Annotated in this window: 14 protein-coding genes; 4 read left to right on the forward strand and 10 right to left on the reverse strand. The window is 45.8% G+C overall.

Going from position 1 to position 12828, the window contains the following annotated elements; genetic code table 11:
* Positions 1–47: 47 nt before the first annotated feature.
* From lepA to rpoE, 5 genes are all read right to left on the reverse strand, one after another.
* Complete coding sequence (lepA, locus tag J4N42_RS12035; RefSeq protein ID WP_252028260.1) at positions 48–1841, reverse strand: translation elongation factor 4; 1794 nt, start codon at positions 1839–1841, stop codon at positions 48–50.
* Between the two features lie 121 nt (positions 1842–1962).
* Entirely contained in the window at positions 1963–2433 is a 471-nt protein-coding gene (locus J4N42_RS12040) for a SoxR reducing system RseC family protein (protein WP_252028262.1), read from the reverse strand.
* The gene (rseB, locus tag J4N42_RS12045; RefSeq protein WP_252028264.1) at positions 2430–3404 is read right to left on the reverse strand and encodes a sigma-E factor regulatory protein RseB; all 975 of its coding nucleotides are present in this window, start codon (positions 3402–3404) and stop codon (positions 2430–2432) included. Before rseB ends, J4N42_RS12040 begins: the two co-directional genes overlap by 4 nt.
* Positions 3401–4036, reverse strand: a complete 636-nt coding sequence (locus J4N42_RS12050) for an RseA family anti-sigma factor (protein WP_252028266.1) — start codon at positions 4034–4036, stop codon at positions 3401–3403. The genes rseB and J4N42_RS12050 overlap by 4 nt, the downstream gene beginning before the upstream one ends.
* Positions 4037–4050: 14 nt before the next feature.
* The gene (rpoE, locus tag J4N42_RS12055) at positions 4051–4629 is read right to left on the reverse strand and encodes an RNA polymerase sigma factor RpoE (protein ID WP_252028267.1); all 579 of its coding nucleotides are present in this window, start codon (positions 4627–4629) and stop codon (positions 4051–4053) included.
* 343 nt (positions 4630–4972) lie between these two features.
* Between rpoE and nadB the strand changes: the two genes are divergently transcribed.
* Entirely contained in the window at positions 4973–6583 is a 1611-nt protein-coding gene (gene nadB, locus J4N42_RS12060; protein WP_252028269.1) for an L-aspartate oxidase, read from the forward strand.
* Positions 6584–6611: 28 nt separating this feature from the next.
* Here nadB and J4N42_RS12065 read toward each other — a convergent pair whose 3' ends face one another.
* Positions 6612–7010 carry a protein YgfX gene (locus J4N42_RS12065; RefSeq protein WP_353505332.1) on the reverse strand — a complete coding sequence of 133 codons (399 nt, stop codon included), beginning with the start codon at positions 7008–7010 and terminating at the stop codon, positions 6612–6614.
* Entirely contained in the window at positions 6979–7239 is a 261-nt protein-coding gene (locus J4N42_RS12070; protein ID WP_252028273.1) for an FAD assembly factor SdhE, read from the reverse strand. Before J4N42_RS12070 ends, J4N42_RS12065 begins: the two co-directional genes overlap by 32 nt.
* Before the next feature lie 195 nt (positions 7240–7434).
* On the opposite strand from J4N42_RS12070, the gene ygfZ reads away from it, so the two are divergent.
* The 3 genes from ygfZ to J4N42_RS12085 all read left to right on the forward strand — a co-directional run bounded on the left by ygfZ (position 7435) and on the right by J4N42_RS12085 (position 9645).
* Complete coding sequence (gene ygfZ / locus J4N42_RS12075) at positions 7435–8406, forward strand: tRNA-modifying protein YgfZ (RefSeq protein ID WP_252028275.1); 972 nt, start codon at positions 7435–7437, stop codon at positions 8404–8406.
* Positions 8399–8878, forward strand: a complete 480-nt coding sequence (locus J4N42_RS12080) for an aminoacyl-tRNA deacylase (protein ID WP_252028277.1) — start codon at positions 8399–8401, stop codon at positions 8876–8878. The genes ygfZ and J4N42_RS12080 overlap by 8 nt, the downstream gene beginning before the upstream one ends.
* A 560-nt stretch (positions 8879–9438) precedes the next feature.
* On the forward strand, positions 9439–9645 hold the full coding sequence (locus tag J4N42_RS12085; protein ID WP_252028279.1) for a DUF1107 domain-containing protein: 207 nt from the start codon (positions 9439–9441) through the stop codon (positions 9643–9645).
* Between the two features lie 75 nt (positions 9646–9720).
* Here the strand turns inward: J4N42_RS12085 and J4N42_RS12090 are convergent, their stop codons facing one another.
* From J4N42_RS12090 to J4N42_RS12100, 3 genes are read right to left on the reverse strand one after another with little or no spacing between them, the layout of a single operon-like run.
* Positions 9721–10941, reverse strand: coding sequence for an FAD-dependent 2-octaprenylphenol hydroxylase (locus J4N42_RS12090; RefSeq protein ID WP_252028281.1), 1221 nt, complete (start codon positions 10939–10941; stop codon positions 9721–9723).
* 22 nt (positions 10942–10963) lie between these two features.
* The gene (gene ubiH / locus J4N42_RS12095; RefSeq protein ID WP_252028283.1) at positions 10964–12142 is read right to left on the reverse strand and encodes a 2-octaprenyl-6-methoxyphenyl hydroxylase; all 1179 of its coding nucleotides are present in this window, start codon (positions 12140–12142) and stop codon (positions 10964–10966) included.
* A gap of 20 nt (positions 12143–12162) precedes the next feature.
* Positions 12163–12744, reverse strand: a complete 582-nt coding sequence (locus J4N42_RS12100) for a YecA/YgfB family protein (protein WP_252028285.1) — start codon at positions 12742–12744, stop codon at positions 12163–12165.
* Positions 12745–12828 lie beyond the last annotated feature (84 nt).

Raw genomic sequence — 12828 nt, forward strand, 5'->3', positions numbered from 1 at the left:
GAATATCTAACGTCTTATGACAGACTCAAGTCGAATTAAGTTCAACTCTAATCTTTGCCTACGTGAAGAATTGCGAGGAACGCTTCTTGTGGCAGCTCAACGTTACCGATCTGCTTCATGCGTTTTTTACCTTCTTTCTGCTTCTTCAGTAGCTTTTTCTTACGACTCACGTCACCACCGTAACACTTCGCGATTACGTTCTTACGTAGCTGTTTAACCGTTGAACGTGCAATGATGTGGTTACCGATCGCTGCCTGAATAGCAATATCGAACATTTGGCGAGGGATGAATTCCTTCATCTTCTCAACAAGTTGACGACCACGAGTTTGCGACTGGTCTTTATGGGTGATCATCGCAAGTGCATCAACGGTATCACCGTTAAGTAGAACATCAACACGAACCATATTTGACGCTTCAAAGCGCTGGAAGTTGTAGTCTAGCGATGCATAGCCACGTGAGGTTGACTTCAGACGGTCGAAGAAATCCAATACCACTTCAGCCATCGGGATATCGTATGTCACAGCAACTTGGTTACCGTGGTAAACCATATCTACCTGAACGCCACGTTTCTCAACACAAAGCGTAATTACGTTACCTAAATACTCTGAAGGAACCAGAATATTACAACGTGCAATCGGCTCACGAATTTCTTCAATATCATTAACCGCTGGGAGCTTGGCTGGGCTATCTACGTATAGTAAATTACCGTTAGTTTCTTCAACTTCATAAACTACTGTTGGTGCCGTTGTGATCAAGTCGAGATCGTATTCACGCTCTAGGCGTTCTTGGATGATCTCCATGTGCAACATACCAAGGAATCCACAGCGGAAGCCAAAGCCAAGTGCTGCTGAGTTTTCTGGTTCATAGAACAGAGACGCATCGTTCAAGCTCAGTTTACCTAACGCATCACGGAAATTTTCGTAATCGTCAGAAGATACCGGGAATAAACCTGCGTACACCTGAGGCTTAACTTTCTTAAAGCCTGGTAGTGCTGTTTCACAACCGTTCTTGGATAGTGTTAGCGTATCACCTACAGGTGCGCCAAGAATGTCCTTGATACCACACACAACCCAGCCTACTTCGCCAGTACGTAGAACATCAGTATCTACTTGTTTCGGTGTGAAGATACCTAGGCGATCAACACCCCACACTTGGCCAGTGCTCATAACTTTGATCTTGTCATTCTTCTTCAGCTCACCGTTTTTGATACGAACTAAAGAAACAACACCAAGGTAGTTATCAAACCATGAGTCAATAATCAGTGCTTGTAGCGGCGCTTCAGGATCGCCTTCAGGCGCAGGAATAGCAGAAACAATGTTTTCTAGAACATCGTCGACGCCAATACCTGTTTTCGCACTACAACGAGTCGCTTCCATCGCATCAATACCTACGATTTCTTCGATCTCTTCTGCTACGCGCTCTGGATCTGCTGCTGGTAAGTCAATTTTGTTCAAAATTGGCACTACCTCTAGATCCATTTCGATCGCGGTATAACAGTTCGCAAGAGTTTGCGCTTCAACACCTTGTCCAGCATCAACAACCAACAATGCGCCTTCACAGGCAGCGAGAGAGCGTGATACTTCGTACGCGAAGTCTACGTGTCCTGGAGTATCGATGAAGTTAAGCTGATACGTTTCACCATCTTTGGCAGTGTAGTTCAGTGTCACACTCTGAGATTTGATGGTGATACCGCGCTCACGCTCAAGGTCCATAGAATCAAGAACCTGCGCAGCCATTTCACGGTCGCTCAATCCACCACAAACTTGGATTAGACGGTCAGATAGGGTCGACTTACCATGGTCGATGTGGGCGATAATCGAAAAATTACGAATGTGCTTCATGATTTGGTGTGAATTAACTCGTTGCTATAAGGATAAATAAGAAAGCCGTCTTTTGACGGCATTTCAATCAAGTTGGCAGATTCTACCCAATTTCTAGGCGGTTCGCACCATTATTTGCTGGCTAGGTGAGTGGCTTTCCTAGAACACGAAGTAAAATGACTTGCTGCTTAGAGGCTTGCTCAAGTTTTGTTGCTAAACGCTTAGCGATGGTAAACCCACCCCAAGCGAACAAAACCGATGATAAAATGACGATTCCTTCCCCCATTGAAAACACGGGGGCCAGCAACCACTGACCAATCAGGGCACCAAACATCATCATCAATAATGGAACGATATAGACAACAGCAGCGGATTGAATCAAGCTCTTTTCAGGAAAGCCAATCTCGACAACTTCACCTTTGGACACCCCTTTCTGGGTGGTGAGCTGCCAAGATAGAGCCTTATTTCCTACTGCCTTTGATACAATGCCTGTACCACAGCTTTTTTGCGACGAGCAACTACTACAACTCGTTTGCTGTTCGCAACTAAGCTCTACACGATACCCTTTCGAATCATGCTCTACGGAAGCCACTGTCGCCAATGCTGTCATCATTGGGTTGAGGTCTCAGGTTGAGGCTGAGGTTGGAAAGTCACTGACTGCGCAATACGCTTTGCAGTTGCTGGCGGAATATCGCCAATCACAGAAACTTCGGCATCACCTTGCACAAAGCTATGCAAAGTGCGTCTGCCCTGTCTTACCAACTGACCGCGCAATGAATTGTTATCGCTGTCGGACACATATACAGAGAAACTGAATAAGCCATCACTATACACTTGGCTCTCTACCATACGATCGGTATTGGCCATACGGTAACGATTTAGATCTTTCGCTTCAAAACCGTTCGGGATCCAACCAACACTCCAGTCAGTTTGTTTGACATTACCTTTTGGCAAAGACAGTACCTCTGGCAACTGTACTTCATTAAGACCGTCTAAGATATTCGCAATTTGATCATTGATAGAATAAGAAATGGTACGGTACTGTTCTAGCACCTCGCCATCTCGGTCAACCAAATCTGCGCGCAATGGCAGTTTAGTCTTTTCATCGACCCATAATACGTACGAGTACCTTAAGCCATCTTTTGGCACAACTCTCAATACCTGACATGCAGCACCAGCTTCGCGCGCGCGACCCACTTGAATAAAGTCGTAGAATTCGCTCAGCTCACCTACATCGCTATTTAGCAAAGGGATCGTTGGAGCAACCATCTGCCCTGATTCAATCGTAAATGGGTCGGTACCCGGTTCAATATAGCTAATTTCAGAACCACGCCTTATCACTTCTCTTACTGGGCCGCTAAGGTACACAAGATGGGCTAATTGTTGGGAGTCTTGACGAGCGTGACGATACAACAGCGGTTCAATGCTGTTCTTTTTGATAAGGATATAGGAGAGCTCGTAATTTAAATGCTGACTCGCTTCGTTCATTTGAAGCAACAAAGCCTCTGCAGGCGTTTGCTCTGCAAAGGCATTGGTTGTATTCAAGCTGAACAGCGTCAGAGCACTGATCAGAAATTTTTTCATTCAACTACCGGTTCTATATGATCGAAATCCGCTTTTTCACCTTCGCTATTTAGGCGAAGCTGTAATTCGTAGTCTTGCAGCAGAGCATTCACTCGGCGTCTTTGTTCTTGCACATTAACGTTATTGTTAGATTTTTCAACCGACTCTCTTGTTAAGCTCACAGGCTCTGCACTACCCGAAAACGGAATGGTTTCTAACACAGGCAGTTGGTCGGCAGCTGGCTGAGCGGAATCGCTTCCACCGTATTGCTGAACACCAAGAATAACCGCTAAAGATACACAAGCAGCCACAGCAACTTGACCAAATTGCGCTAACCAAGCAGGAAGCTGACGCTTCGCTTGAGCAGGTGTTGGTTGCGACTCGATATGTGGTGTTGCCACTTCCGCAACACTACTTTGATTCAACGCACTATGCGCTGGTTCATCTTCGAGCGCCAATGCAACACTTTCAGCAATATTCCACTCCGGCTTTTCCGGGGCATCGCCACGCATCACATCACCAATCAAATGGTAATTTTTCCACGTTTGTAGGCTTTCTTGATCGTGCTCCAATTCTGAAATTAGAACTTTATCGATCGTTTCTCCATCCATGAGTGCTGAAAGTTTTTCTTTGTCAGCCATTATTTTCACCATAGTAATTACTGGTTCTAGCGTTGCAAAAGAGGTTTGATTTTCTTTTCCACCGCCTCACGAGCTCGGAAGATACGCGAACGCACCGTTCCTACGGGGCAATCCATTACTTCAGCAATTTCCTCATAGCTTAAGCCGTCAAGCTCTCGCAAGGTCATCGCGGTTTTTAAATCTTCAGGAAGTGCTTCTATCGCACTGAAAACAACTTGTTTCAGTTCTTTCGACAACGTTAAGTTCTCAGGGTTCGATATTTCTTTTAACGCACTTCCCGTTTCGTAATATTCAGCTTCTTCAGCATCAACATCGCTTGCAGGTGGCCTTCTGCTCTGTGCAACAATGTGATTCTTAGCGGTATTTACGGCAATTCGATATAACCAAGTATAGAAGGCGCTCTCACCACGAAAAGTAGGGATCGCCCTATATGCCTTTATGAAAGCCTCTTGGGCTACATCGGCTACATCTCCAGAATTGCTCACATACCGAGAGATAAGGTTGCACACTTTATTTTGGTATCGTAAAACCAATAGGTTAAAAGCTTGCTTATCTCCACTCTGAACTCGCTCAATCAATACTTGATCGGTCAGCTGCTCGTTCATTCGAGCGTGTACTCCTATTGTTATTTACTCTTATCCTCACAGATATGAGCATTAATTATGCAAAATGTAGTATTGACACCACCGCTTACATGAGCACTATTGTGACTCAGTGAATGTAAGAAAGTTCCACCCTTTCTCAAATAAATTACTCTTTATTTTGGGCAGTGTGATGTAATCGTCACTAATTGGTTGCTCAAATACTGGGGATGAAAGCGGTGAAAAGCAATGGTATTTACAAAGTATTGCATCAGCAGTAGTGGTAATATACCAGCAGTAAACGCTATTTGGCGTAGTTAATAGAGAGTTGGACGACTCTAATATAGTTCGGGATTTTAATACTTTTATGAACGCAAACCGTGAACATCAATGTGATGTGTTAGTGGTGGGCAGTGGCGCAGCGGGTTTGTCACTGGCTTTACGTGTCGCTGAGCATGGCAAAGTTATCGTGCTGAGTAAGGGCCCACGTAGTGAAGGTGCAACCTATTACGCACAAGGTGGTATTGCCGCCGTATTCGATGAGTCGGACAGCATCGAATCTCATGTGCAAGATACGCAAATCGCCGGTGCAGGGATCTGCGAAGAAGACACCGTGAAATTTATCGCCGAAAACGCAAAAGACTGCGTACAGTGGTTGATTGATGGCGGCGTTCCTTTCGACCGTGAAGATGATGATAGCGATGAATCTCCGCGTTACCATTTAACGCGCGAAGGTGGTCATAGCCACAGGCGAATTCTTCATGCTGCCGATGCAACTGGCATGGCAATGCAAACTTCTTTGCAGGACAACGTGCACAACCACCCAAATATCACGGTTTTAGAGCGTCATAACGCATTAGATCTGATCACTGAAGATAAAGTTGGTGGTGATAAAAACAAAGTTGTCGGGGCTTACATTTGGAACCGCAACGACGAACATGTCGAAACAGTACGTGCTAAGTTTGTCGTCCTAGCCACTGGTGGTGCTTCCAAGGTGTATCAATACACATCTAATCCAGATGTCTCATCTGGAGACGGTATTGCAATGGCTTGGCGTGCAGGCTGTCGCGTCGCCAACTTGGAGTTTAACCAATTCCACCCAACCTGTTTGTTCCACCCTGAAGCGAGAAACTTCCTGCTGACAGAAGCACTTCGCGGTGAAGGCGCATATTTGAAACGCCCTGATGGCACACGCTTTATGCCCGATTTTGATGATCGTGGCGAGCTTGCCCCACGTGATGTGGTTGCTCGAGCGATAGACTTTGAGATGAAAAGACTGGGTGCTGATTGTATGTACTTAGATATCAGCCACAAGCCCGCTGATTTTATCGAAAAGCATTTTCCGACCATCCACATGCGCTTGCAAGACCTTGGCATTGATATGACCAAAGAAGCGATTCCTGTCGTACCTGCAGCGCACTACACTTGTGGTGGCGTTATCGTCAATCAGCAAGGTAAAACAGACCTTTCTCAGCTGTATGCGATTGGTGAAGTGAGCTACACCGGCTTACACGGTGCTAACCGAATGGCGTCAAACTCCCTGTTAGAGTGTGTGGTTTATGCTTGGTCTGCTTCCAATGACATCATCAAGAAAATTGCCAATGCTGAGCTTCCACCTACACTACCGGCGTGGGATGAAAGCCAAGTCAGCTGTTCTGATGAAGAAGTCGTAATCCAACATAACTGGCACGAACTGCGTTTGTTTATGTGGGATTACATGGGCATCGTTCGCACAGATAAGCGACTAGAACGCGCATTACGACGCATCCAGCTGTTGCAACAAGAAACCCATGAGTACTACAGTAACTTCAAGGTATCGAATAACCTTCTCGAGCTTCGTAACCTATTGCAAGTTGCAGAGTTAATGGTTCGCTGCGCGATGCAACGTAAAGAAAGCCGGGGGCTGCACTACACCTTGGACTACCCTGAACTCGCTGAAGACAGTGGGCCGACTATTTTAAGTCCACATAAATCTTAAACCCGAGTAAATGAACATAAAGGGAGCATCACTGCTCCCTTTTTAGTTCCGCCACCACTCGACGATAGTCAGCTTCGCAGAGGCTATCTCGCCATAAGCAATAACGCTTTCCATCCGAATAGGTAATTAAAATTGCCAACCAAGAATAGGCCAACTGCGCGTGACGAATTGAGTTCGACTGATTATTTACTTCGAGAATATTACCGGGTTTGACGGTCAGTTTTCCCTTCAGTGGTGCAGGAAAGAAGCCACCTTTTAGGTAAAGCGCAGCGACTATCAGAGCGAGATATAGCGTGATAACAAGAGGAATTGGCGAAACAATGAGCGCCCACATTGCGAACACCAGTACAACAGTATTGGCAAAATGGGCGTATGAAGAATGGGCTAGGTTAAGGTTAGCGCACCTTGCTAAGGTTGTGAGCGACAATCTTATCTACCATTGACGCATGACCTAAGTTTTCACTTCGGCCGTGGCCCATTATCCATGTAAACAGATCAGGGTCATCGCATTCAAGCAACGAAACAAAATCCTGCTGTTCGTTGTCATTTAGTTCATCAAAGCACTCTTCAAAAAAAGGCATGATAACGACGTCTAGCTCGAGCATACCGCGGCGGCATCCCCACTTAATACGAGCTTTCTCTTCTGTGGTGTACATTCCACGTCCTCACATTGAATCCTAACGTGTCAGATTGTAACAATCTCACTACTCACCATCTAGCGGATAAATCTCAGTCCGTGCTTTGGTCGACAAAAAGATAATCGCTCACTTGCTCACTACGTCTTGAAGTGGTTGAGCATTCAGGATTACCATAGCGACAACCCTTTACCAAATGCGATTAGGTACTCATACATGGACTGGCAAAACACATTCACTCCGTTCTCTATAGCCTCTGACGAAGCGCTTCCACCACTCATTTTGTCTCACCTAACCACTTGGGGAGCCATCACAATAGTAGGCGATGACAAAAAGTCTTACTTACAAGGACAAGTGACTTGCGATGTAGTGACCTTAACCGAAGATGAGTCAACACTGGGTGCACATTGTGATGCCAAAGGAAAAGTCTGGAGTATTTTTAGGTTGTTCAATCACAACCAAGGCTATGCCATGCTTCAGCCGCACTCAGCGATCGAAGTTGAACTGGCTGAAATTCGTAAGTACGCCGTATTCTCTAAAGTCGATATTGCTCAAAGCAGCGATGTCATCCTAGGCGTTATTGGTGAACAGGCGCAAACGTTAGTTGATGGTTTATCAGAATCACGCGGCAACGTTCGTGCAATAGAGGGTGGTAGCGCAATCAAAGTCGACAGTTCACGCTGGGTGCTACTTCTGACAGAAGAAGCAGCGCAAAAAGTCGTAGAGAGTCATGATGCAGTCAATACCGACGCCGCAATCTGGACACGTTTTGATATTGAAGCGGCACTACCAATCATCGAAAAGGACCAGCAAAACGCTCACATACCACAAGCGGTAAACTTAGATGCGCTGGGAGGCATTAGTTTCTCTAAAGGTTGCTACACTGGTCAGGAAACCGTAGCTAGGGCGAAGTATCGTGGTATGAACAAACGCGCGATGTTTATTGTAAAAGGTACCACCAGCGAGCCATTGAACATGGATGCTCCTGTATCACTAGAGCGTGCAGTGGGTGAGAACTGGCGTAGCGCAGGTCAATTATTGGCAAGCTACCAATTCTCCAATAATCAAGCGATTGGCCTTCTTGTTGCTTCAAAAGATCTCGATTCAGATACTCAGCTTCGATTGGCAGAACAACCAGATCAGCTGTGGTCACTTGAAGCACTGCCATACACGCTAGACGATGAGTAACCCATTCTCCACCGAGCTTACACGCTATCTTGAGCAACAGCAGGTACCTTTTACGCTGTTGCTCCAAGAAAAGCCAACGCTCACCATTGAAGAAACGGCCAACGCGCGTGGGATAAACGCCAAGCAGATGGTCAAATCTATTTTGCTGCGAGACATGGGCGGCCAGTATGCCTTAGCGTGCGTGCCCGGCGATCAAGCGGTTGATCCAAAGAAAGTACGTTCGGTATTAACGAGCCGAAGAATGACTTGTGTTAGCCTTGAAGACGTACCTCAGATTACTGGTTATCAAGTCGGAACGGTAGCGCCACTATTGCTCGCAACGGAGATGCCTATTGTCTTAGATCCCCAACTTCTTGATAACAACTTGGTCACTATCAGCAGCGGTCACCCCATGGCTGGTATTGCTTTGACTCCCGATTCATTACTTCGGCTTTGCCAACCAACCCTCGCGTCAATCTGTCGCGATGAGTGAAACTTTCCAATTTATTGCATTTTGATGTGATCAGCCTCGTGGTAATCGATTACACCCATTAGATTATTATTCATTTTTAAAACATAAATAGTCACATGGCGTTTTTTGCAGTATGCTGATCTTCGTTGGTTAAAATTGATGCAAATCGAGCAGTATTGCTGAGATCCTTCTCCAACGAAAAAGTGAATCCACTGATTGTTTCAGGACATCCACTTTTTGTGTAATGCATCTGTGACTATTCGCCCGCGCTAGAAGCGGGCTTTTTTTATGCAAAAAATTTACCGTAATTTCGCACAATCTAAAAATTTCCAACTATTCTTAAAACTGTCACATAGCTCCGGCTTAATATGCACGAGCTATGGTTCACCCGTGGTTCCTATAGAAAGATAACTTTGAGGAAGTTGTCACATAAACTTGGATATAATTCCAAAAAACTGCTTACAGCAGCACAAATATCCAAGGTTATCAGTTGAATCTGCATAATCCCCTATCTTCATCACAATATTATTATCGGGGCTTTTTTATAATCTGCAGTGCTAGAAGAATAAAAGGAAAGATATATGAGACTGTTTAAGCGCTATACACCAGGTATGATTGCTAAACATGTAAGTCGTTTATTTAAGGGAAGAATCTACATCTACGGAGTTGGAAAATTTGAATTTGACAATGGTAAACTCATCTTGCCAGACCGCGCCGAAAAAAGGCATTTTCAAGCGGTAAAAGAGGTAAACAACGAGATCATGAAACTTCGTTGTGCATACGCCTAAGGCGAAATTCTTCACACCTCTTCGCATAAAGCACAAATTAGAAGGGTTGGCACTTGCCAACCCTTTCCGTTTCTATCAACCTTCAGAGCTTGTACCAGCTAACTCTGGTAAGTTCCCTTTTAACCCTAACGCTCGTTTCATTATCTCATCTTTGGCGCCTGGAATTTGTCCCGCGAGCTTCATTCCAATCCCGCGAATGAGCTTCTTCGCTGGGTTATTGCCTTCAAACAAATCTTTAAATCCTTGCATTGCTGCGATCATTTTCGCCGCCTCTGCTTTTCGCCAGCGCTCATAATCACGTAAATTGCGTTTACTGCCGAAATCTTCACCCTTATGCCATAGCGCTAACACTTCTTGTGCCAAACTGGCTGCATCAAGCAAGCCTAGGTTTACCCCTTGCCCTGCCAGAGGATGAATTGTATGAGCAGCATCACCGACCAAAGCGACACGCTCTACAGCAAAGTCACGTGCGTAGCGCATTTTCAACGGGAATGCGAAACGTTCACCAACCACTTCACATAAGCCCAAGCGGTTATCAAACTCAGAAGTGAGTGCTTTATTGAACTCGTTCGGAGACATCGCGACTAAACGCTCTGCGCGGCTAGGTTCAGTAGACCACACGATAGAGCTCATGTTGTCGCCCGACATTGGCAAAAACGCCAATGGGCCTTGAGGAGTAAAAGTTTGCCTCGCAACAGCTTGGTGTGGCTCAACAGTACGAATATTTGCAACCACTGCACTATGACCATAATCCCAATGTGTGAGAGGAATATCCAGCTGATTGCGAACCCAAGAGTTCGCTCCATCAGCGCCAACTACCAGCTTGGCAGTAATAGCTTGGCCATTGTCTAATGTTAACCAAGCTTCACTTTCACCAATCGCCATCGTGGCGCACTTAGCTGGCATAAACAGAGTCACATTGCTTTGCTGCTTAACTTGCTCGAGTAGAGATAACTGAATAACTCTGTTTTCAACAATATGGCCTAAATCAGGCTGAGCGAGTTGATTAGCACTAAACTCGATACGAGCGAAACTGTCTTGCTCCCACACTTCCATCGCAGAATACGGCGAAGCACGTCGCTGCATAATGCCACCCCAAGCACCTAGATTCTTGAGAATGTTTTCGCTTGAGCGGCTCAGAGCAGAAACACGAACATCGGGTAATTCGTTGAGTTGATCATCTGGTTGTTGCCCTTCAATCACTGCAATTCTCAATTCAGAATCTTTAAATGCAGCAGCCAGTGCAAGGCCAACCATTCCACCGCCTACAATTGCGATATCAACACTTTGCATCATTCTATTTTGTACCTTTTGCTAATTAGCGTTCTACAATGCCGAGAGTTCGACGCAGTAATGGAGCCTTGAAGGCTGGGAGGTTATCCATTGCAAATAGCCCTAAGTTTCGACCGATTCTAGTCGCAAGCCAATCGTTGGAAAACAGATGAACAAGGCTAGATGTCAGCTCGATGGTTGCTTTTCTATCACCTTGCCTTCTTTTCTTATAAGACATTAACGAAGCATAACTTCCGATATCGTTCGAGTGCACCATAATCTCTTCCGCTAAACTCGCTACATCGCGTATGCCCAAGTTAAAGCCCTGCCCGGCTATAGGGTGCAGTGTTTGCGCCGCATTGCCAACGATAGCAAAACGATGAGCGATATTTTGTTCTCGATAACGCAGCAATAGCGGGTAACTCGCGCGTGAGCCTACCTTTTCCAGTTTACCCAAACGCCAGCCAAATTCTTCTTGCAACTGGTGTAAAAACGCGCCGTCGTCCATTTCCATGACAGTTTGAGCGCTTTCCGGCGGTAAACACCACACCAAAGACAAACGGTTTTCACTCATCGGCAATAGCGCAACTGGACCATGCTGAGTAAATCGCTCAAAAGCACGACCTGCATGTGGCTCACTGGACACGATATTGGCAATCACTGCGACTTGCTCAAAATCGTGCTCATTTAACTCCAAGCCGATTTGCTGACAACACGTCGACACAGCGCCATCCGCGGCAACCAGAAGCTTGGCTTGAAGCTCATCACCACTAGAGAGCTTGATCTGAGTGGTATCGAGTTGTTGGTTAATTTCAGCCACCGAATCTGGGCAGTAAAAGGTGACATTATCCGCTTTCTGCAACTGCTCTGCGTAAATGCGGCCAATGTCGGCTAGCTCCACTACATACCCTAGTGCGGGTACAGACAAGTCATTGGTCCGAATATCCGTCATCCCAGCATGACTGCGATCAGACACGTGAATATGTTCGATCGCTGTAGCAACCGGTTGAATTTCTGACCATAACTTGAACTGTTTAAGAACCTCAATGGTTCCGTAGGACAAAGCAATAGAACGAGAATCAAACCCCGGATGAGATTGATGATCGGTTTCGAACGGTTCTACAACCGCTACCGACAGTGCCCCAGAACTCATTCGGCTTAAGGCGAGTGCCAGGGTTGCACCAGCCATCGCACCGCCAGCAATTACAACGTCATATTGCTTCATTCAGCCCAGCTCCTATCGGATTAGTGAATAGTCGGTGATGGCTCTGCATCTTTACTTGGCTTTACGCCAAACTCAGCGTGAATTGTGAGAGCACAAGCCTTCACGTGCTCAACCACTTGCTCAAGCAAAATAGCTTGCTCTTGCATGTCATCATCTTCATCGATGCCTAGCTTGGCTATTTCTTCAAGGTCAGCCAACGCTTCTTTACAATCAGCCGAGGCTTTATTCATTTTTGCTCCGACTAAGCCTAAACCAGAAATGAAGTGATTGACCCAATCTGCGACACCATCAGCCATATCAAATAAGCTCGCGCTTGCGTCTTCATCAGGCAATAGTACTGACAGTTCCATGCTGCTGCCGGTTAACTCAGATTTAGTCACATCCAAAATTTGCTGAGCCACTTTAAGAGCCTTATCCGGCCAGCCCATACCTTCATTGGTGTAGTCGAAAATTAGAGGTTGCCAACTATCATCATTCAAGCTCAAGCCACCACTCAACATACCAGCAATCAGTCCGTGCAGTTCAGCAGGATTTACCGCCAGTGCCGATGACTGTAATGTTGAAGCGGAAGAAAGATAATCTGGAAGTGTTTTTTCACTCATGTGGGCAACCCAATAAATTCAAATTTATCCAATCGTATCACTTCACCCACTGAGCGAAAATGGCAGAGAGGCAATTGTGGGTAG

The sequence above is a fragment of the Vibrio sp. SCSIO 43135 genome (assembly GCF_023716665.1).
In the GTDB taxonomy this organism is placed as follows: domain Bacteria; phylum Pseudomonadota; class Gammaproteobacteria; order Enterobacterales; family Vibrionaceae; genus Vibrio; species Vibrio paucivorans.